Source organism: bacterium (assembly GCA_016699595.1).
GTDB lineage: Bacteria > Patescibacteriota > Dojkabacteria.
The window spans coordinates 564,360-583,977 of record CP064982.1 but is presented as its reverse complement, the minus strand read 5'-3'; the positions used below and the strand labels follow the sequence as shown (position 1 = coordinate 583,977).

The following is a 19,618-nucleotide window of genomic DNA, read 5'->3' as shown; positions in this document are numbered from 1 at the left end:
ATATTTTTGCATATTTTGCCTTGATATACTATAATTTAGTTATGAAAATAAAAGAAAAAGTACAAGGCAAAAACTTTCGAAAATTCTCACTACTTTTATTATTAGTAATGCTTCTCGGCTCAATATCAATAAATGTACTTCTGTACAAAAAGTGGGATGATGCTACTGCATGGGGTAACGCTTTGCAAGGAGAACTATATGAAATTAGAAAATTCGATCGAGTTGTTGCTTCATTGAAGAAAGTAATAAATGTAACCGATTCTTCACAACCCACAGTATTTTTCATTGAGGATGTAGATAAATTTAGGGAAGAGAATACAAACTTGAAGGATGTGCTCAAAGATATAAAAAACGGTGACGCCGTAATATCTTTCCAGACACAGGCATATATTTTCAGGGAATCTGAAAATAAAATCATAAATGTATTTTATTTGCCACAAGAACAAACAGCTACTCAGTAAAACGAAATTGGCTGGTTAATAATTGCAAATTATCTTTTTGTAAATTCTCCGTCAGGATTTCTTTCAGAGAAGACAATTCGCACTGGACATCCAATTAGATCAGCATCTGCAAATTTTTCTCCAGCTGCAGTATCAAATCTATCATCCCAAAGAGACTCTGTTTCATGCTCAACATAAAACTTTCTTGCATTCTGGAAACAAAGTTCAGATTCGGATTTTGCGAGTGTACATATATGATACTTGAAAGGGGCTACATTCTCTGGCCAAGTAAGTCCTTTTGGATCATGGAATTTCTCTGCAATCACACCCATAAGTCTTGAGACTCCGATGCCATAACTTCCCATGTGAACGTATTTTTTCACGCCATCTGAATTTGTATATGATAGATTAAGTAGTTTTGAGTACTTAGTTTCATTTGGAAATATGTTTCCCACTTCAGAGGCCTTGACCTTTTCTAGCTTTGAAAAATCAACTCCAAGTTTGTTTGCATTTTCCAGATCAACTTTTTTTGCCTTGTTCTCGTCGAGAATTTCAAGATTATAGGCAATTTTATTCGTTCTATCAATAAGTATCTCATCTTCTCCACTTTCAAGAATCATTTGAAATTCATGAGAAAAGTTATCTGTAAAATCTCCTCCCGAAGCTAATGTTACAAATGTATCGTTTCCAATTCCAAGCTCTTCAAATATATCTATGTATTTTTGTTTGACGATCTCATAGTATCTCATCAAATCCTCGTAAGTCGTATGAAATGAGTATAGATCTTTCATCAGAAATTCTCTTCCGCGCATAAGTCCAGATTTTGCTCTTGCTTCATTTCGAAATTTATTTTGGATTTGGTAAACATATATTGGAAGTTCAGATTCACCTTGGACAAACTCGGTAAGCATATTTGTCAATACATCTTCGTGTGTGCATCCAAGTATATATTCGTTTGTAGACTTTTGTTTTGAAACTTCATTTGCTCCAATTGTTTTCATAAGTACATCTACAGTATCAAGTCGATTTGTTTTCTCCCAAATATCTCTTGGTTGTAGTGCTGTCATTCGCATTTCACTAGCTATTTCGTCCATATGTTTGCGAACAACATTTGTAATTTTTTCCAAAACTCTAAGTCCAAGTGGGAGATAAATATATACTCCAGCCATTTGAGGTCTGATGAATCCACCTTTGATCAAGAGCTGTGCATTTTTTGATTCGATTTCTGAACTTATTTCTTTTTTTGTTTTTATGAAGTTTTTTGTGTATGTCATAGAATTTAGTTAAGTTTTTATATAATTAATTAGTAAGGAATGATGTTTTGAAACTTGTCTCTAATTATTCTCTTGTCAACATGTGAAGCAGGGTGAAAGTTTGGGAAAATTTCGATTTCTTGACAATTAAATTTATCATTATGCAATACAATTTCACTTAATTTTCTTTTATCTTCAATTCCTAAAATTGAAAAGACTTGTCTCAAAGATAGACCTCCTAAGGTCATTATCTTTTGAGGTTGTACTATTTCAATTTGTTTTTTAAGATAGTACCTTGATACTGCAAGAGATCTTTTTGCATCAAAATTAGTGCTTCCTCTAAATAAATTGCCAGATCTACAAAACATCACTGCAATTGTAAAAAAATAATTATCCCAATCTCGAAAATTCATCTGAGTATGATGCACTATCTCAAACCAATATTCAATAGATTTTTGTATAAACTTTTCTGTTCTTGAAGAGAATGTTTGATACAAGAATTTGTCATAGTCAAAATCTTTGCCTTTAGATTCTATTTCAAATGTGTCTATAAATTTTCTTTTCAAAATTGCGTACGGTCCCCAATCTTGACCAACTATCATAATTTTTGATTCTGAGTACTTCGGCCAGTCAAACCACTTATTTGGAATAAAGGTGGAGTACTTGAATTGGTTTATCAGGTTTTTATCATTATTAATTTCAAACATAGATTCACAAGCAGAATCTTGTGACATTTCTTGAATCAAATTTTGTAGTTGAACCTTTTTATCCATGTTGAGCTATTGAATTAACTTTCTGTAGTACATCTTTCATTGACTGAGAATACATTAGTCTCGTTGGTGGTGCAGCATATATAGTGACAGATCCTAACTTTACAACTGTTTCTCCTTTAAGTACATTTTGATAATTATACTTGATATTACTGATTGATTCGAATACATCTCTCTGAAAAGTGACGATTGTTCCACCATTATTCAAATAGTTTTGGATAACAAATCTAAGCCTTGCTTGTTCTTCTATATATATCTTTTCAAAAGCTTTTTGTCCAAACAGTTTCTTGATCCCTTGAACACCCGACCAAAGTTTATGACTTGCAGGGGTAGGCAATGAGAATAAGACTTCAATCCCGACTTGAAAATCAGAGGTATATTCTTCATCAAAAAAACGAGTTTTTATACCATCTAATCGAGAATTTATTTCGAGTATATTTGATTCTCTCAAAACCTTCCAAAACCTATGTTCCCCTTTATTATTTTCCTGGGCAAAACAAACGCTTTTATAAGTAGAGTGTGGTGCTGGATTTCCAGCGAGTAAAAGTAGTTTGGGCTTCCTTGAAGGTTTTTCTGGAATCCAGGATTTATGGTAATATTGAATTATATTTTTATCTTTACAAAAGACTTCTGAGTTCCAAATATCTGAATTCATAAAATCCAACCATTTAGATTCAAACCTAACTCTTTCAGTGCTATTATTAAAAACTTGATCTAAGTCGAGCCTACAAGTATATGACCCTAATTCTTTCTTTGTGTATGTAATAATACTCATTAAATATTTCAATTAACAAAAAAACCCTCAAGCGAAATCTAATTTGATTTAGAAATTGCTTAAGGGTTCAAATTTTGATTATAAATATCAAGCAAATTTATGCATTATACTTATAGTCACGAATTGGAACGGTACCACCTTAATATACTCTTTATTTTAACGAGTTGTTTCTCGCTTCCACTTTCCAAACTTAGGTCATTTGGATACTGCGTGAAAAATCGGAATTTGAGAGCGCCGGGACTCGAACCCAGAACCAATTGCTTAAAAGGCAACTGCTCTACCATTGAGCTACGCTCCCAAGGTGTTTAATTATTTTGAATCTTTTTATATAAAGTTAATAAACCTAATCTTCTGTAGCAACTGTAAATACTTCTTCACTTCTAGGTGTTTCTTCAATTACTTCGAATGCTTCTGGCTCTACATAGTTCTTATCTTCTGTGATCTTAAGTGCAGATTTTCCAACCCTCTCTCTCATATAAAAGATCTTGTTTCTTCGAACTTTACCTCGCTTTTCAACCTTTATCTCCGTAATTACAGGGGAATGCAAAGGAAGTATTTTTTCCACACCTATAGAATTTGCTCCAATTTTCCTAACGCAAAATGTAGCAGAAATCCCCGACCCTTTGACATAAAGAACAATGCCGGTGAAAGTCTGAGTTCTATTCTCGTCGATTTTGTATGTCACAGAGACAGTATCCCCGGTGGAAAAAGATGGCCATTTTCTCAAAAATGAATTTGTTATATCAGTATATTTATTCATAAAATTTCTTGAATTAAAATTTCTATACAATGTAACTAAAAAGTGATTTTACCAACAAAGGTTGAAATTATCAATCAAAAATTCTCTTTATGGCATCTGTTACTTTTTTTGGGTCATATCCTCTACTCAAACCAAATCTAAAAAGGTGCTCTTTTGATTTTCTCTTGTCATACTTTTCTTTCAAGGAGTCATACTTTTTTTCTAACAATTGTTGTATAATTTCTAGATCTTCTTCTATCTCAGATAAACTAAGTGTAATATCACTTCTATTGTATCCTTTTTCAAGCAACTTATTTTTTATATAATTTTTACCTTTTCCTTTATTTAGATACTTTTGTATATCAGTAATAATCATTTCACCTTCATTTAACAATTGCAAGTCTTCTAGCCTCTGGAGTTCTGCACTCCATATATTATCTTCAAATTCTAATGAAACTTTTCTTTTCCATATGTCTATCTTTCTTTTGAGTTGTGATCTATTTACCTTTTTACGATACAAGATATCCAGACATTTTTGATGCAATATTCCTAGTTCTGAATCTCTTTTGAAACTTTGGAAAGTGTTCTCATCAAATTCTTTGTCGATGTGAACTCTGTAACTCGCCAAAGTATTTGCTGTTGTCAAAATTTTCTCGAAATTGTCAAAATCTATAATAAACTTATTCCTTTTTATCAAAATTTTCGACACTTTGATCATTGCAATGTTATTCATGATAACTATAAAAATGATATTTAGAGCTTTATGATTTTTAGTAAATTAGTTTGAAATGTTGCGTGTGAGAATAGGTTATGGTCAAGGAGATGAAAATTATTTGTAATAATTTCTCTATTACTTTCAAACTTTTCAATAGTGTTACTGATGTCTTGGACAGTCATTTGGTCAAAAAGAAATGCATTTCCTGATTTGCCATCAAACTCTCTCACGAGTTCAACAACACCTCCTCTTTTATGAGCTATAACTGGGGTTAGACAGAAAATAGACTCAAGTGCAGTGATACCAAATTCTTCTCTATCCCCTCCAGCAGTGATAAATGCCTTAGCTTTGCGAAACAATTCAAACTTCTCCTTTTCGCTTACAAAGCCCCTGTATTCAATTAACTCATGAATTGGTAATGTTTTCTTGCTACTAGTAGTACTATCATTTTTAGGCATCAACGAACCTTTGCCTACCACAATAAGCTTTTTACCTTTATCAATGCAAGACTGAACTATTTCTGTGATACCTTTGTATTTTTCAAGCCGACCCACAAAAAGAAAAAAATCCTCTTTTTTGGTAGGGATAGCATTTTGTTCCAACTGTACAACTGGATAAACTACCTGAGCGTTTATATCAAATACCTTTCTGAAGTTTGACTGATTGAACTTTGAATTTGTAATAACTACATCAAATCTTTTTATGAAAAAGCTATCCAATTTATGCAAGAGTAATTTCAAAATATTTTTTGTAGGGAAAAACGAAAAAGAAGGTATCTTATGATAATAAGCAATTAGCTTTGCTTTAGATTTATGCCTTATGCACCAAGTTGCAGGTCCTGAAGTATTTGCAATGATAATGTCGAAATCATCTAGATCAAGAAACAAAAACGAGAGAAAAGCAATCTTTCGGTAAAATGGAATCAAGGATTTTCGTTTTGGTAGAAACTTTAGAAAGCTCTCTTTGTATGAGTGATTATTCAAAATGTCTACGAAGTTTTGAGGTAAAGCATCTTTCCAAAGAGTTGAAGTATAGATTTGTGCACTTGGAAAAACCTCCAATAAACTTAGTAGAACTTGCTCAGCTCCACCAAAAACTGTGAGATAATCGTGAAGTATAAGGATTTTCATAAGATTAATTCGGAGGGTGAGAGATTCGAACTCTCGCTAGGATTGCTCCTACTAAGGGTTTAGCAAACCCTCCCCTTCAGCCACTTGGGTAACCCTCCAATAGTTCTTAGAGTATACATCATAGATAACTTATCATCAAGTGATTTGGGTAAATTCTGAAATTTTGCAAGCAACCCAACCATAGGGAGCAGGAGAAGGATAGATAATTCCGAGCATCAATATCTTTATATATTATTCCAGATTTGATAGATGTACTGTGAGGTATTAGATGCGGGACCAACCGGGATCGAACCGGCAACCTCTCGCGTGACAGGCGAGTGCTCTAACCAATTGAGCTATGATCCCAAGTACAAACCTAACTATCATAGTTTTCAGAAGCCTTTGAATCTGAAGCACTTTTTAGTAATTCCTCTTCAAGTTTAGTAATCAACTTATTCAAATCTTCCAGTGTTATATCATCATTAACTAGTGTTGAATTATCTTGAGGCATATGAAATCATACCATAACAGAAGTAATTCGTCTACAAAAAACATCAAATACCGAGGACAGGACTTGAACCTGCATGATGTTACTCGCTACCACCTCAAGGTAGTGCGTCTACCATTTCGCCACCTCGGCTCATTTGTGATGTTTGATAATGACACACAAAATAAAGCAAGATCAACATCAAAATTATCTGTAACCGACAAATTCAACTGATATTGACACAGGGATATAATTATGATTTAATACGCAACTGATTGTAACAAACAATTACTGAAATGGCAAAGAAAAAAATTATCTCATCAAAGGCAAAGAATTCTCTGGTGTCTAATTCAACAAAATCAAATAAGGAAGCTATCATTACGAAGAAATCTCAAAGCAATACTACAAAGAGTAAGGGAAAAAGCTCTGTTATATCAAAAGAAATTCCCAAAAAGGATTTATCTTTTACAAAAGTTACTTTCAAAAAAACAAAACCCATTACAGAGACGTCGAAGGTAAATCAGAATAAAAGAATTAAAAGAAATAGAGACAATATTGGCAAGAAACCTACTCAGAATTCACAAATCAATCTAACTAGGAAATCTTCAAGCAAGTCAGAAGACTATGATACACTCTTTGATAATGAAAATCAGTCGGAAGATTTGGAAGATTTAACGTCAAAAAATTTGAAACAAAAAGATGTACGAGATGATGATTTCTTTTTGATACATGATGATACTCAAGAACATAATGTCGAGGATAAGGAAGATATCTTAGGCAAAATTGGTGATGATGAGGAGCAATTGCTTGACAATATTATAGGAGACTGGTCAGGAATAGATAATTTGCCTCCAGAACATTAAACTTATTGCAAATTATCAAATTAACTATTTATCATGAATATACAATATACCAAAACAAATAACGGTGGCTCGAAAATAACTTTCGATATAACTTTACAATATGATTTGTTTGAAAATGCAAAAGTTAGCGCTTTGGAGAAGAAGGCAAAACACTTGAAGTTAGACGGTTTTAGAGAAGGCAAGGTTCCTTTGTCAATTATTGAATCTCAGTACGGTAGGGAAATAGTTATGGAGGCACTACAAATAATCATAGATGAAGCTTATAGATATGTGCTTACCGAGGAAAAAATACTTCCAATAACTGAGCCTGAAATCAAATTTGATGATGACATTCAGAAAAGTATTCAAGACAAAAAACAACTAAAAATATTAATTGCATATGGCTATGCCCCGTATATCAAGTTACCGGACATGAAAAATGTGCAAGTAAGTGCCTCACAAAATGCTGAAGATGTAAGTGACTCAGAGGTAGAACAATATATCCAACAAAATAAACTAACTGATGTAAGTCCAGATGAAGTCAAATCTCGTCTTACTTTAGCAAAGGTGAGAGAATCAGAAGAAAGGTTCAATTCTGAACTTTTGCAGGAAGTGTTGCAAGCTTCTGAGTATGAAGCCCTTGATTACCCTGTGTCGCTTGAAGTTAATCACCAAAGAATACATTTTGATGAGAAACTAAATGATTTAGGTTTGACAAAAGAACAGTATTTAGAATCTCAAAAGTTGACCTTTGAAGAATTGGAGGCACAATGGGAGAAGGAAGTTAGAGATTATTTGCCGGTAATGATTTTACTCTCACAGATAGTAAGGGAAGAAAACCTAGACATTCCTAACTTTGATCAGATAGAAGGTATAGATGAAAGAACGAGATTGTACTATCAAAATGTTGCAATGCAACAAGCAGGTTTGAAATGGTTGAAGGATCAATGGCTTGAACAGAATCCAGAGGCTGCCAAAACTGATAAAAAAGAGAAGTCAAGTAAAAATTGAAAATCATCAAAGAATGCTTTCTGATGAATTTTGTGCCAGAAATTCCGATGGAATATTCCTGTATATCTACTTCTTCTGTTGTCTGCTTTTTTCGTTTTGCTGTAATGCAAGCTTGCCTGCAAGTGCGAGCAACCAAGATTTTGCAGAATGAGAGTTTAGATTTTTGTAGAGGTTTTTAGGATCTTTTGATCTAGCTACTTTATTTATCGCACTGCTAGGCAATGTATATCCGTAGAGCTTTATACTTCCTATCAAACTCTCTACTGTTTTGGTCAGATCTTTGGATTCTTTTTCGGCACTGTCTTTATTATTTATAGTATTGGAAGTCTTCGATCTACTACTTTCGTTTGTAATCTCTTCTTTGATTTCACTTTTTATTTTTTCGACTTGTGATTCAATATTTGTATCTACTTCTTTTTGTAAATTTTCTTTTGCAGTTGTTTGTGCAGAAGCTCCTATAGATTCCGGTCTTCTTGAGTTAGTCGTAGTGGAGCCACTATTAGGGTGGCTGTTGGCAGTGAACTTTGTACTAAGTGAATTGCTGAGTAAATTTGGGTCAACAAAATTGGAAGGATAATCAATACCTGTCAAATCTGTATCTTCTATATCTTCTACAAATATCTCTTCGCTAGGGTTATCTGTACTTACATTTGTTGGATTTGAATTTAAATAATTTTGAAATATCCCAGCAAGATCTGATTTGTTAATAGTGGAATTATTTGAAGTATTGTTTTGATCAATTAGTGAACTAGGAATTCCAAATATAGTACTGTTATCTTTAGAAAGTTTTTGATCTTGTTGTTGATTGTTTTGCTCTCCATAATACCTTTGCTCCCAGAGTTGGCTCATCTCATCTTCCGAGGTAAGCTTTTTTCCAAAATATGTACCGTCTTGAAGGTCTATCAATAAATTAGTATATTTCTGGAGTTCAGGACTTTCTCTGAGAAACCTATTGTTTTCAAACTTTGTCAAATCGTTACCGTTGTGATCAAGATACTCTTCCTGAGGGATTTGTAACTGTAGATAATCAGTATAAAAATCATCATTTTCTGGCAAATTTAGGGAATTCTGGTTTTGAAGATCATTGTTTAAGTTACCTACAAAGGGTAGATTTGTAGAACCCGCTTGGGTGTTGTTTTGCAAAGCACTAATTTGATTGTTCTGGGGCATGTTGAAAGTTTAATTATGCTTTAGATTTCGGCTATTTTCTCTTAAAAAGTCTCTTTCCTTCACACTTTGTCTTTTATCAAAAAGTTTCTTACCTCTTGCAACAGCAATTTCAAGTTTGATTTTTCCTCTTTCATTTATGTGAAATTTAATAGGAATAATTGTTACTCTGTCTCTTTTGATTCGTAAACTTAGTTTAGCAATTTGTTTTTTATTTAGCAAGAGTTTACGACTTCTGTATGTATACCTCTCTGTTTCATCTCTGGTTTTAAATTTAGCGAATTTATAGTAGCCAATATGACAATTTATCAATTCTGGACCTGAATTCAACATCTTGACATAGCTGTTTGCAAAGTTTACATTATGATTGAGAATTGATTTAACTTCATCTCCATTCAAAATTATACCAGCTTCAATTTTTTCCAAAAATATATAATCAAAACTGGCTTTTTTGTTTTTTACAATTTCTTTTTCTTTCAATCTTAAAAATATAATTTGCAAATAAAGTTTATTTACACAAAGCTATGGTCTCAAACGCAAAGTATTTTACCAAATTATGCTAAAATATATTTAAGTTTTCTGCTTTCTTAGATTAAAGTTTGCGTAAATATAGTTTGCGAATTCTAAGCTTACCTTAATTTGTCTGATATTGAACTCATAAAATCAAAATTAAATATAGTAGATGTTGTCCGAGAATATGTGCCAGATTTGAAGAAAGTCGGCAGAAACTGGTCTGCATTATCGCCTTTTCGAAAAGAGCGTACGGCAAGTTTCATTGTCAACGAAGACATCGGTAGGTTCAAAGATTTCGGAGGTGATAAATCAGGAGATGTCATTAACTTTATTCAAGAAATTGAACATGTAGACTTTCTTACTGCACTGCAGCTTTGTGCAAAAAAGGCTGGAATTGAATTGCAAGATCACAATCAAGATAAATCATTTTCAAAAAAAAAGAATGACTTACTTAGGTTAAATAAATTTGCATCTGAACTTTATAAATATATATTACTTCGTAACGATCTTGGCTATCAAGCTAGAACATATTGCGATGCGAGAGGATTAACCAAGGAAGTTATTGAGAAGTACTCCATTGGTTATGCTCCTAAGTATCTTAAATTGAATAATTATATTTCAAAAAAACTTGGTGATTTGGAGATACCACTTGCTGAATCAGGGCTGTTTGTATATAGAGGCCAAAACTTAGTTGACAAATTTAATGATAGACTGATGTTTCCTGTTTTTGATAATGTTGGACAAATCATTGGATTTTCTGGAAGGACAATTTTACCAGGAGACTCTCGACCTAAGTATATCAATTCACCTGAAACTATAGTCTTCAAGAAATCCAACACTCTATACAATTTATTTCAAGGAAAGAATGAAATTGTCGAAAATGACTTTGCAATACTTACTGAAGGTCAGATAGATTGTATCAGTTCAACCAATGTCGGAATCGGAAATATAGTAGCTCCATTAGGTACGGCTCTTACTGTAGATCAATTGAAACTTATTAGCAGGTATACAAAGAATCTTGTGCTTTGTTTGGATAATGACGAAGCAGGAACAAAGGCATTGGAAAAGGGGTTCATTCTTGCTACTGAAGCTAACTTAAGGGTAAAAATATCTCTCCTTCCAAAAGAATACAAAGATATCGATGAATTCGTACGAAGTCAACCTGATGAGTGGAAATCTTTTGCTACAAAGAGCTCAGATTTTTTTGAGTATATACTGAAAAGTAAAACTATTAATTACGAAGACCCATATGAACTAGTAAGATTAAGAGATAAATATTTTTACTTTTTATCATACTTAAGTGACAAAACACTAATATCTGGATATATAACTAAACTCTCCTTATCTCTTGATCAAGAAAGGGAATTGTTGGAATTTGAATTTCAAAAATTTATAAAGTCCAAAAAAGTAAAGTCCCATGATACAACTCAAGTTAAAGCTGGTAATGATGATCTGAATAATCTTCAATTTGATAATTCTAATATTGTTAAAAATATAGATATTAAAGAGGTTTATCTATTGCTTGTGGCACATCAATATAGTTTTGATGTGGATCAATTGAAAAACTATTTTTTGACTGTACCTCCGGATTACCATAAACTAATTAAATTCTTAAGAAGTGATGAAAATATAGAGCTTTCAGAAAAGGTTGCGTTTCTCCACTTGCCGGATAATATTGAATTGGCAAAAAAGGAATTTGAAAAACTAAGTTCATATATAAAATTAAATTATAAACGAAGTAAGTTGCATGATTTAGTCAAGGATATAAACATAAACGAAACAGCGAATTCAGAAATATCCCATGAATTGGAGCAGGTAAATAACATACTTGTTTTTTGAAAATCTCGCAATTACCTATAGCTACTTGCAAATTATTTGTATATCTCAAATGGAGAAAATAAAAGTGTTTGACATTTTGAAGATTGATTATAAAATTAAAACATGGTTACCTTAGCTCAATTCGGATTACCTATAACTTTGCAACTTGATGTCAATAGATTGGCGCTTCCTTCAAACTTATTTTCTAAATATGAAGAAAAAATTTATAGATTAAGTGATGTTGGAGATAGTTTTTTGAATGCTGATCTTGAAAACCCAGAGTATATTTACTCTGAATATCGTGATGTCTATAGAAACGAAGATGTAACTGTTTTTTCCAAGTATTCACTAAGGCACAATATCATATATCTCCCTTCACAGATGATAGGAGTGGAGTATAGTAGAACTCATATATATACTTCAAAGTTCCTAACAAATAAAAAAATAAAAAAAACGGATAATCTTTTGGATAAGTTTATAAAAGTCGGTATTTCTTCCGTTATTGAGCCGATATATGGACAATGCTTGGTTATGATGCAAGTACGCAAGTCCAAAGAAGATTGGCTTGTACCTGCAAATCCTGAAGTTGAATTTTCGGCTTTGGTCAAACTGAGAAAAGGTGAGAAGTTTACTGTTCCCTGTGGATACGACTTTACAATAATCAATATAAGGTCAACTCCGTGTATCGTTTCGAAAGTTTATAAAAATGACTATAAATTGAACTACAAATCTATACCAGATGCTAGAGGAATGAGTCACTATATTATAAGAAAGAACGGTCGCACTGAAGCTGTACCAAATTGCCATTACAAAAATAATGAAGTTCTAAATGAAATCAAGCAGAAGGAATTAGCAGAAGAGTTTAAGTTCGAAAATAAAGGATTGTATTTATCTGTTTGCAATAACCCAAAAGAATTTGATAAAATCATATCAAGTTAGTAAATCCTGTTTGTCTGAAGAATTTGCAAATGTAAAGCTATCAAAAAACTGCCAACCTCCTCAAAACAGATATTCAACCTATTGAAGTCAGCTAGACCTGTAATTCCCTTTTGGGACAAAATTTATTTTTGGCTCACTGGAACTGTGAGGATTTTAATTCTCTTTGTACAAATAGTTATTATAATTAGTTTTGGATATAGGGTAATATTAGACCGACAGTCAAATGATTTGAAAGAAGAAATCGAGCAAAAAGAGCGAATACTTATGGTTTATCAAGATTCTGAAGCTGAATTACGCGATGCTCAGGCCAAACTAAATGACTTAGTTAAACTAAGTTCAAATATTTTTATATATGAAAATGTTTGGGTTGATTTATTCTCGAAATTACCTGATTTCAAGAAAATGAATATTACGATTGCAAAAGGAAAATCTTTTGAGATTAGTATCGTTTCGACACCTTCAAATATTCAAGAAATAGAACGAATGCTTAAAGAATCAAAGTATACAAAAAATGTAGTTTTGGCTAGTTATACACCAGACAAGGAAGGGGCAATAGTAGCTTCGCTTTCTGGAGAGCTAATCTTGGACAAAGAATTTAGTGAAATTGAAGTTATTGACAATCAAATATGAATATATCATTTTCTTCAAAACTAACTGACATACTTGAATCAACTCAGAAAAAAACTTTTTTGCTCCTATTTTTGAGCATTCTAATTACTTTACTTCTTTTTCTTCTGACTGTGAGACCTACAATATTGAAAATTACAAGAATCAAAAATGAAATCGTAGTCAATACACAGTACCTTAGTGATATGAACCAAAAGATTGAGACTCTTAGAGTTTTAAGTGACAAGTTTGAAGAAAATAAAGCTAGTTTCTCATTGGTTAAAGTTAGAATGGTTGAGGATCACGTAGAAGAAGAATTGATACAAAATTTAGCAGATATTGCCAATGTCTCTGGGTTTGATATGCTTTCTTTTGAAACTAGTATAATAGGTGTAGGTGAAGCTTATCAAACGCTCTCCTATAAATCCTTTTCTATCGACATCAAATCAAGAAATGATGAATCTAACTTCGCAAAATTTATTCATGATATTGAAAGGTATCCAAGGGGAGTTGAGATTACTGGTATAAGTCAGACTGGTAATGGAACATATAGCTTAAATATAAACTTTTACTCGCTTGTTAGCGTAGGAAATTAGTATGAAAACAAAGGTCAAAATTTCGAAAACATGGTCATTGTTTATAGGTAGTCTTTTGATAGTTATTTTAGTATCAACTGGTGTCCAGATGTTTTTGGATATGAGTTCAAAGACAATTGTGACAAAAGAAATAAAGAAAATGGATCCTGAATTAAGAACGGATATTTTGAAGATATATGACGGGAATGCAGATTTGCTTAAATCAAACTTCTAACTTATCATAAATATAGAATACTAGTTATGTTATAATGGCATTGTGTCTATCAAAGATAGTATAAAAAAAGTGAATCAAGTCTTAGCTCCAAGTTTGGCTATCAAAGTTGAAAATGTAAGTAAATGGTTTTTTCTAGATAAAGATAATCATAATACTTTCAAATCAAGGTTTCAGAATTTTTTTAAGAAAAACGAGAGTCAAAAGACTAAATTTATTGCATTAGATGATATTAATTTTGAAGTAACAAAAGGTGACTTCTTTGGTATCATTGGTAGGAATGGTTCAGGCAAATCAACGCTTTTGAAAATGATTGCCCAAATATATACTCCAAATATAGGTAAAATTTTGAGTGATGGAAAAATTATTCCTTTTTTGGAACTTGGTGTTGGGTTCAATCCAGAGTTAACGGGGCAAGAGAATGTATACTTGAACGGTACTATTTTGGGTTTAACTGCAGCGGAAATTAGCTCTAGGTATGATAAAATTTGGGACTTTGCTGAACTTCGTGAATTTGAGGATATGCAAATCAAACACTATTCTTCTGGAATGATGGTAAGGCTGGCTTTCGCAATAGCTATGGAAGCAAAAGGAGATATTTACATCATGGATGAAGTCCTTGCTGTTGGTGATGCAAAGTTTCAAGAAAAGTGTACTTCGAAATTGGAGGAGAAAATTAGCGAAAGAAGTACGATCATCTTTGTGAGTCACGATTTAGTATCTATTGCTAAATATTGCAACAAAGTTTTGTATATCAAAGATCATAAGGTTGCCGCAGTAGGAGAACCTAATAGTGTTATTTCTATGTATCAAAATGATTTAATTAATTAACTTAAATTTAAAGATATGAAAGACAAATTTATCTACATCACATTCGTTACTTTATTACTTATATTTGGGGTAGTTATATTATGGAAAAATAATAATACTATCGATAATGCAAAAATTATGTTCAACGAAGATAATGCAAAACTAGTGGAATATACTTTGCCTGATGGCACTGTAGCAAATGCAAAACTTTATATTGTTGACAAAGAGGTTGGTACAGGGACTGAAGTGGTTGATACATCTACAGTCAAGGTTCATTATAGAGGTTGGCTTGAAGATGGCACAGAATTTGATAAGACTATAAATGCAAATGGTTCAGAGATAAAAGATCCAATCAGTTTCCCATTGTCAGGTGTGATAGAGGGTTGGAGGAATGGATTACAAGGTATGAAGGTTGGTGGAACCAGGTATTTGAAGATTCCAGCTGAACTTGGATATGGTGCGAATCAAAATGGATTAATTCCTGCAAATTCAATATTATATTTTGAAGTTAAACTATTGGAAGTTTTATAATATGTTACAGAAGTATATTTATATACTGTGTCAGTAGCTTAAATGTTGATATCTCTAGTATTATTTAGTAATATCAGAGACATGGGACGGAAAAAAGCACCTCAAGTTGTCAAATACGACATTACAGAAGTAAATATAGTTTTTGGTATATTTATATTCATATTAGGAATTATTGTTTTACTTTCATATTTTGCACCTGTTGATTCAGGAAAGATTTTGGTAACTATTGGTAAATTTCTTGGTATTTCAACATTCCCATTGTCATTTCTGCTTATAAATATTTCCCTAAAGAAATTAGGTTTTTCTTATGCTGCAAATCAAAATTTATCTAGTTTCTTTCAGTTTATACTTTTTTTCCTTATTGGAAGTTATGAATATTTAGGCAACTTTGCTTCCTATAGTTGTAAATTTGTTTCAGGTTCACTTGATATTCTTACCTTTTTGGGTAATTGTCATGTAGGCTATTTTCTTGGCGGATTTTTGGCAGATGCTTTGGGAAATTTTCTTGCTAAATTTATTCTCGTCATTACGATGATTTTAGTAGCGTCATTATCTTTCAATTTATCTCTTGCAAATATCTGGGTCAAAATCTTGAAGATTTTTGAGATGATAGCCAAGATATTCTCTTCAATCTATGATCAGATCAAAGGCTTGTTTCTAGCAACTAATTTGTATATCGAACAAAAGAAAGCTGCGCGTGAGACAAAACTAGTAAGCGAAGATGAGATAGATGATGAAGATGAAGAAGACAGGATCATAAACTCAAAGTATTGGCAAAATAACGAAAAAGATATTGAACCTCTTAAGCCTAATCACAATCAATACAACAATGAAGCTAAAGAGCCGCCATGGAAAGAATTGGCAAGGCAAAAATCGGTTAACCTTGATGTTGATAAGAAGAATTTGCAAGTAGATAAAGCTATCAATTACATCGAAGGTGATGAAGATCCGTCTGACCTTACTAAAGAATTAGCAGAAAATGCAACAAGTGAAGAAGCTCTGCAAAACTTAGTTTTGAAATTTAGTGATTGGATAAATCCACCTGTTTCAGAACTTGATAAGTACGAACTTCCAAAACAAGATAGAAAGGAAATTGAAAGAAACTCTGAAATTATTGAAAGATCGTTTAGATCTTTTGGTATAAATGTGAAAGTACAAAGAGAATTATGTAAGATAGGTCCATCTGTATCACAGTATGTAGTAGCTATAGCAGAGGGAGTTACTGTCGATTCGATCAAAAGGCGTTCTAGTGATTTGAAGTCGCACCTATCTGCAGTAGGTGAAATCAGAATGCAACAAATTGATGGAACTCCGTATATAGGGATAGAGGTGCCAAACAAAGTGAGGAATATAGTTAGATTTAGAGAAATGATGGAAACACTTTCTAAAAGTTATAAATCTCATAAATTAGGTGTCACTCTAGGTAAAGCTATAGATGGTTCAACGGTTGTCTATGACTTACAAAAAATGCCTCATTTACTTATAGCTGGTACTACTGGTTCTGGGAAATCTATTTTGACAAATACGCTTCTGATGAGTCTGCTTATGACAAAAAGTCCTGACGAACTTAGATTGATTATTGTTGATCCTAAGAAAGTTGACTTTGCTGACTATGATGGTATACCGCACTTGCTAACTCCACTTATAACTGGTGAAACTGATAAAGTTATGAATGCTATCAAGTGGTCGGTTGAAGAAATGGATAGAAGATATACGATACTTGCTGAAGCACGTGTCAAAAATATATCTGAATACAATGATGTAATGGGATTTTCAGCTATGCCATTTATAGTTATCATTATAGACGAGGTTGCTGATCTGATGATGACTACAGGAAAAGCATTTGAAGGAGAAGTTACTAGAATTGCCCAAAAGGCAAGAGCAGTCGGAATTCACCTAATACTTGCTACACAAAGACCTAGTGTCAATGTCATAACTGGTATTTTGAAAGGTAATCTTCCAGCGCATGTAGCACTTAGGGTCAATAGCAATACTGATTCTAGGGTTGTTCTTGATCAACCTGGCGCAGAAGATCTTTTGGGAAATGGAGATATGTTGGCACAAATAGAATCAAACAAAGTCAGGAGATTGCAGGGTGCGTTCATTTCTGGTGATGAGATCAAAAGAATTGTCGCATTTATCAAGGAACAATATGAATCTTACTCAAATGAACCTAACTACTTAGAAAGTGTGAATTCATCTCAGAAGTGGGATTCGCAACGAAAGTCCTTTGTAGAATATTCACAAGGTGAAAATATTCCAAGCGATAGTGATCTTTCAGTTGAAAAGATTGAGGTATTGAAAATCATCAAAAGAGCTGGGAAAGCTTCAGCCTCGCTTTTGCAAACACATATGAAGATAGGTTACAACAAATCTTCTAGGTTGGTAGCAGAGCTTCAAGAAGAAGGATTTCTTGGCGAAAACTTAGGTGGGACAAAGGGCTATACAATTAATTGGGATAAAGTGAATGAGTATACTGCTGATAGTGAACCGGTAGGATTTACTAGCAAAGCTGAAGATTCAATTTATGGAGATATGGATGAACTAGAAGGTATTGCAAGTGTAAATAGATGATCTGTCAACTGGATCAACTAATTTGCTTGAACTCATAAATTCAATAGAGTTCTTTAAGTTACTTTCTATAATTCTTACAATCTGACTTTCTCTATAGCCTTCTTCACTTTCCAAGTATTCAAACTTCCAACAAGTTTATTTAGCTCAAATTCGCTCATTAGTTTCAGTTGTCGAATGGTCCGAACTCTATTTATCCTTAGTGTTCTTTTTATATCTTCTGGCAAATCAAGAACTTCAAGTTCATCGACATTGTCATTTGAAATTTGTGAAACTTTCGTTGTAGTATAAGTGAAGCCTTGATAATGTTTGCTTGTATGTGACTCTTTTGTTTGAGTTGTCGGTTCTACTATGTCGATGCTGATCTTTTTGTCCACAGTATCAGAAGTTACTTTGTTTTTGCTAAAAATACTTTTGAATCTAGCTAGTGAAGTATTTTGAAATTGCTTGTGTGGTACATTCTGATTTTCAGCTATAGAGTATGACTTATTTTCTATAGAATTCTTATCGATTTTTGGTTTATCATCTGATTTCCTCTCATTATGTTTACGGTCCTTATTCAACGACATGTCATTCTTTGGCTTTTTGACATGATTATTACTAGTCAAAGTTGAGCTGTAATTTTGTTTCTGATTTGTGTTAGGTGAAGCTGGTTTTCTCTCTGTCAAATTACTTCCGAATATACTTCGCTTTGTTGCAAAACTTTTCTCAAATTCACTTGCTCTATCTTCATGCTTATTTTCTTGTGTTTCGTTCAGTAAGCTACCTTTGACATTTTCAGGTCTTATGTTTTCGGTTTGAGCAAATCTAGAATTTGCTTCCTGCCTAGTCTCAGCCTCTCGCATTTTACCTTCAAAAGATTCGTCTTGTGGTTGCTGTACATCAGATGAAGTAAAATCATTAGCAAAGTAAGTAGATTCAAAATTATCTATATCTGTACTTGCTTTTGAGTCAGGCTCGGTATATAGAAACCTTCTACCTTCATTTGCAAAATCATTCATCACCTCTTCTTTATATTGTTTTGTTTTATTTTCAGCTTTATTGTCTGATCCAAGATGGATAATTCTAGTGTTTACAGTATCTACTATCTCAGGATCATGAGTCGCCATAATTACAGTTGTTCCAGTTTCATTTATCTCATCAAGCAATTTCACAATCTGCCAAGTCGATTGAGGATCTAGGTTGCCAGTTGGTTCATCAGCTAGCAGAATTTTCGGATCCGTACTCATAGCTCTAGCTATTGCCACTCTTTGCTTTTCTCCTCCCGAAAGTTGCTTTGGCAGAGCGTCTTTTCTGTGTTGTAATGAAACTAGATCCAAAAGTTCGTTTATTTTTGCTGGAATATTTATCTTTATATTTTGAACTCTAATAGCAAATTCCAAATTCTCATAAACAGTTTTGTTTGGGACAAGTTTGAAGTCTTGGAAAATCACTGCTATTTGTCTTCTAAGCATGGGTAATTGAGGATTTCTTAAATCATTTAGATCATACCCATCAATCAAAATATTGCCACTATCTGGAGTTTCTGCCTTAATTAGCATTTTGAACAATGTAGATTTACCTGATCCAGACGCTCCTACCAAAAAGACAAACTCTCCAGTTTGAATAGCTTCTGTAAAGCCATCAAATATCACATTGCTTCCATACTTTTTATATATGTTTCGAAATTCGATCATTCAGAAAATATTTTAGCAAAAATTGAAAGAGAATTGTAA

20 protein-coding genes and 4 tRNA genes are annotated in these 19,618 nt (G+C 32.8%); 11 read left to right on the top strand and 13 right to left on the bottom strand.

Annotated features, from left to right (window positions below):
• Positions 1-41: 41 nt before the first annotated feature.
• On the top strand, positions 42-461 hold the full coding sequence (locus IPJ91_02915) for a hypothetical protein (protein ID QQR93381.1): 420 nt from the start codon (positions 42-44) through the stop codon (positions 459-461).
• Between the two features lie 29 nt (positions 462-490).
• Here the strand turns inward: IPJ91_02915 and IPJ91_02910 are convergent, their stop codons facing one another.
• From IPJ91_02910 to IPJ91_02865, 10 genes are all read right to left on the bottom strand, one after another.
• Positions 491-1,714, bottom strand: a complete 1,224-nt coding sequence (locus tag IPJ91_02910; protein ID QQR93380.1) for a prolyl-tRNA synthetase — start codon at positions 1,712-1,714, stop codon at positions 491-493.
• A 29-nt stretch (positions 1,715-1,743) separates the two neighbouring features.
• Positions 1,744-2,466, bottom strand: coding sequence for a uracil-DNA glycosylase family protein (locus IPJ91_02905; GenBank protein ID QQR93379.1), 723 nt, complete (start codon positions 2,464-2,466; stop codon positions 1,744-1,746).
• Complete coding sequence (locus IPJ91_02900) at positions 2,459-3,238, bottom strand: hypothetical protein (protein QQR93378.1); 780 nt, start codon at positions 3,236-3,238, stop codon at positions 2,459-2,461. Before IPJ91_02900 ends, IPJ91_02905 begins: the two co-directional genes overlap by 8 nt.
• 226 nt (positions 3,239-3,464) lie before the next feature.
• Positions 3,465-3,536, bottom strand: a tRNA-Lys gene (locus tag IPJ91_02895).
• A 45-nt stretch (positions 3,537-3,581) separates the two neighbouring features.
• Positions 3,582-3,998, bottom strand: coding sequence for a 50S ribosomal protein L19 (gene rplS, locus IPJ91_02890; protein QQR93377.1), 417 nt, complete (start codon positions 3,996-3,998; stop codon positions 3,582-3,584).
• A 70-nt stretch (positions 3,999-4,068) separates the two neighbouring features.
• Positions 4,069-4,710 (bottom strand): regulatory protein RecX, encoded by a 642-nt coding sequence (locus tag IPJ91_02885; protein QQR93376.1) that lies wholly within the window; start codon positions 4,708-4,710, stop codon positions 4,069-4,071.
• A 20-nt stretch (positions 4,711-4,730) separates the two neighbouring features.
• Positions 4,731-5,822: a glycosyltransferase gene (locus tag IPJ91_02880; GenBank protein QQR93375.1), complete on the bottom strand. Its 1,092-nt coding sequence runs from the start codon at positions 5,820-5,822 to the stop codon at positions 4,731-4,733.
• Between the two features lie 10 nt (positions 5,823-5,832).
• A tRNA-Ser gene (locus IPJ91_02875) sits at positions 5,833-5,920 on the bottom strand.
• A 173-nt stretch (positions 5,921-6,093) separates the two neighbouring features.
• A tRNA-Asp gene (locus tag IPJ91_02870) sits at positions 6,094-6,167 on the bottom strand.
• Between the two features lie 193 nt (positions 6,168-6,360).
• Positions 6,361-6,441 (bottom strand) — tRNA-Leu (locus tag IPJ91_02865).
• A 143-nt stretch (positions 6,442-6,584) separates the two neighbouring features.
• Here IPJ91_02865 and IPJ91_02860 point away from each other — a divergent pair.
• Both IPJ91_02860 and IPJ91_02855 read left to right on the top strand, forming a co-directional pair.
• Positions 6,585-7,151, top strand: a complete 567-nt coding sequence (locus IPJ91_02860) for a hypothetical protein (protein ID QQR93374.1) — start codon at positions 6,585-6,587, stop codon at positions 7,149-7,151.
• A 33-nt stretch (positions 7,152-7,184) separates the two neighbouring features.
• Positions 7,185-8,141: a hypothetical protein gene (locus tag IPJ91_02855; protein QQR93373.1), complete on the top strand. Its 957-nt coding sequence runs from the start codon at positions 7,185-7,187 to the stop codon at positions 8,139-8,141.
• 66 nt (positions 8,142-8,207) lie between these two features.
• Here IPJ91_02855 and IPJ91_02850 read toward each other — a convergent pair whose 3' ends face one another.
• Together IPJ91_02850 and smpB are read right to left on the bottom strand one after the other, a co-directional pair.
• The gene (locus IPJ91_02850) at positions 8,208-9,311 is read right to left on the bottom strand and encodes a hypothetical protein (protein ID QQR93372.1); all 1,104 of its coding nucleotides are present in this window, start codon (positions 9,309-9,311) and stop codon (positions 8,208-8,210) included.
• 9 nt (positions 9,312-9,320) lie between these two features.
• Complete coding sequence (gene smpB, locus IPJ91_02845) at positions 9,321-9,809, bottom strand: SsrA-binding protein SmpB (protein QQR93371.1); 489 nt, start codon at positions 9,807-9,809, stop codon at positions 9,321-9,323.
• A gap of 138 nt (positions 9,810-9,947) precedes the next feature.
• Between smpB and dnaG the strand changes: the two genes are divergently transcribed.
• The 8 genes from dnaG (at position 9,948) to IPJ91_02805 (ending at position 17,906) form a co-directional block, all read left to right on the top strand.
• A complete protein-coding gene (dnaG, locus tag IPJ91_02840) occupies positions 9,948-11,660 on the top strand; it encodes a DNA primase (protein QQR93370.1) in 1,713 nt (570 codons plus the stop codon).
• A gap of 102 nt (positions 11,661-11,762) precedes the next feature.
• On the top strand, positions 11,763-12,578 hold the full coding sequence (locus IPJ91_02835) for a hypothetical protein (GenBank protein ID QQR93369.1): 816 nt from the start codon (positions 11,763-11,765) through the stop codon (positions 12,576-12,578).
• 81 nt (positions 12,579-12,659) lie between these two features.
• A complete protein-coding gene (locus IPJ91_02830) occupies positions 12,660-13,208 on the top strand; it encodes a hypothetical protein (protein ID QQR93368.1) in 549 nt (182 codons plus the stop codon).
• Complete coding sequence (locus IPJ91_02825; protein ID QQR93367.1) at positions 13,205-13,780, top strand: hypothetical protein; 576 nt, start codon at positions 13,205-13,207, stop codon at positions 13,778-13,780. The genes IPJ91_02830 and IPJ91_02825 overlap by 4 nt, the downstream gene beginning before the upstream one ends.
• A 1-nt stretch (position 13,781) precedes the next feature.
• On the top strand, positions 13,782-13,994 hold the full coding sequence (locus IPJ91_02820) for a hypothetical protein (protein QQR93366.1): 213 nt from the start codon (positions 13,782-13,784) through the stop codon (positions 13,992-13,994).
• 42 nt (positions 13,995-14,036) lie between these two features.
• Entirely contained in the window at positions 14,037-14,822 is a 786-nt protein-coding gene (locus tag IPJ91_02815; protein QQR93365.1) for an ABC transporter ATP-binding protein, read from the top strand.
• A gap of 117 nt (positions 14,823-14,939) precedes the next feature.
• Entirely contained in the window at positions 14,940-15,332 is a 393-nt protein-coding gene (locus IPJ91_02810) for an FKBP-type peptidyl-prolyl cis-trans isomerase (protein QQR93364.1), read from the top strand.
• 81 nt (positions 15,333-15,413) lie between these two features.
• The gene (locus tag IPJ91_02805) at positions 15,414-17,906 is read left to right on the top strand and encodes a DNA translocase FtsK (protein ID QQR93363.1); all 2,493 of its coding nucleotides are present in this window, start codon (positions 15,414-15,416) and stop codon (positions 17,904-17,906) included.
• A 74-nt stretch (positions 17,907-17,980) separates the two neighbouring features.
• On the opposite strand, the gene IPJ91_02800 is transcribed toward IPJ91_02805, so the two are convergent.
• A complete protein-coding gene (locus IPJ91_02800; GenBank protein QQR93362.1) occupies positions 17,981-19,579 on the bottom strand; it encodes an ATP-binding cassette domain-containing protein in 1,599 nt (532 codons plus the stop codon).
• Positions 19,580-19,618 lie beyond the last annotated feature (39 nt).

Bases quoted from the DNA above. Each gene is read 5' to 3' on its own strand.
- IPJ91_02820 (QQR93366.1), top strand. From the start codon at position 13,782: ATGAAAACAAAGGTCAAAATTTCGAAAACATGGTCATTGTTTATAGGT.
- IPJ91_02880 (QQR93375.1), bottom strand. From the start codon at position 5,822: ATGAAAATCCTTATACTTCACGATTATCTCACAGTTTTTGGTGGAGCT.
- IPJ91_02885 (QQR93376.1), bottom strand. From the start codon at position 4,710: ATGAATAACATTGCAATGATCAAAGTGTCGAAAATTTTGATAAAAAGG.
- IPJ91_02860 (QQR93374.1), top strand. From the start codon at position 6,585: ATGGCAAAGAAAAAAATTATCTCATCAAAGGCAAAGAATTCTCTGGTG.
- IPJ91_02855 (QQR93373.1), top strand. From the start codon at position 7,185: ATGAATATACAATATACCAAAACAAATAACGGTGGCTCGAAAATAACT.
- rplS (QQR93377.1), bottom strand. From the start codon at position 3,998: ATGAATAAATATACTGATATAACAAATTCATTTTTGAGAAAATGGCCA.
- IPJ91_02805 (QQR93363.1), top strand. From the start codon at position 15,414: ATGGGACGGAAAAAAGCACCTCAAGTTGTCAAATACGACATTACAGAA.
- IPJ91_02825 (QQR93367.1), top strand. From the start codon at position 13,205: ATGAATATATCATTTTCTTCAAAACTAACTGACATACTTGAATCAACT.
- IPJ91_02900 (QQR93378.1), bottom strand. From the start codon at position 3,238: ATGAGTATTATTACATACACAAAGAAAGAATTAGGGTCATATACTTGT.
- IPJ91_02910 (QQR93380.1), bottom strand. From the start codon at position 1,714: ATGACATACACAAAAAACTTCATAAAAACAAAAAAAGAAATAAGTTCA.
- IPJ91_02915 (QQR93381.1), top strand. From the start codon at position 42: ATGAAAATAAAAGAAAAAGTACAAGGCAAAAACTTTCGAAAATTCTCA.
- IPJ91_02850 (QQR93372.1), bottom strand. From the start codon at position 9,311: ATGCCCCAGAACAATCAAATTAGTGCTTTGCAAAACAACACCCAAGCG.
- IPJ91_02835 (QQR93369.1), top strand. From the start codon at position 11,763: ATGGTTACCTTAGCTCAATTCGGATTACCTATAACTTTGCAACTTGAT.
- IPJ91_02905 (QQR93379.1), bottom strand. From the start codon at position 2,466: ATGGATAAAAAGGTTCAACTACAAAATTTGATTCAAGAAATGTCACAA.
- IPJ91_02810 (QQR93364.1), top strand. From the start codon at position 14,940: ATGTTCAACGAAGATAATGCAAAACTAGTGGAATATACTTTGCCTGAT.
- IPJ91_02800 (QQR93362.1), bottom strand. From the start codon at position 19,579: ATGATCGAATTTCGAAACATATATAAAAAGTATGGAAGCAATGTGATA.